At 55.9% G+C, this 408-nt stretch carries 2 protein-coding genes; both read right to left on the bottom strand.

Annotated elements, in window-relative coordinates; genetic code table 11:
- Positions 1-109, bottom strand: a 109-nt coding sequence (locus KBI52_RS00670) for a type II toxin-antitoxin system YoeB family toxin (protein WP_210804767.1), incomplete at its 3' end; no start/stop codon positions are given.
- The coding region (locus KBI52_RS00665) for a type II toxin-antitoxin system Phd/YefM family antitoxin (RefSeq protein WP_371823084.1) at positions 106-408 on the bottom strand (303 nt) is incomplete at its 5' end. The genes KBI52_RS00665 and KBI52_RS00670, both read right to left, overlap by 4 nt.

Here is a 408-nt window from a genome sequence, read left to right as displayed (position 1 = left end):
TGCGTTTCGCATCCTTGATCAGGTCGTTGATGATCCTGAGGGTCTTTGGATCAGCCTCTTGCCAGAAGAGATAATCTTCCCAAGCTTGACTGGTCCAAAGCAACTTCATTCAGCGTCGACAGCCTCAGTAAGGTCATGCTCGGCCATATGGCCAGCATCCGCCTCCGCAATCGAGCGGAGTAGGCGGTCAGCGTTAGCGGGGCTCCGCAGTAGGTGCAGAGTCTCCATTATGCCTTCGTACTCGTCCTCGGACACCATCACGACGCCACGGGCGTTCTGGCGTGTCACGTGGAGGGGCGCGCGGTTATCGCAGACCTCATCCATGTACCTCGCCAAGTTCGACCGTAGCTCTGTATAGGAAACGTGGCCCATAGCTCGCCTCCTTTCTCTCCTGTACAGATATTTGTA

Origin of the sequence: Microvirga sp. HBU67558 (assembly GCF_018069605.1) — a bacterium.
Classification (GTDB): domain Bacteria; phylum Pseudomonadota; class Alphaproteobacteria; order Rhizobiales; family Beijerinckiaceae; genus Microvirga; species Microvirga terrae.
The sequence above is the reverse complement of the archived record's forward strand: the minus strand, read 5'-3'. Positions and strand labels throughout refer to the sequence as shown.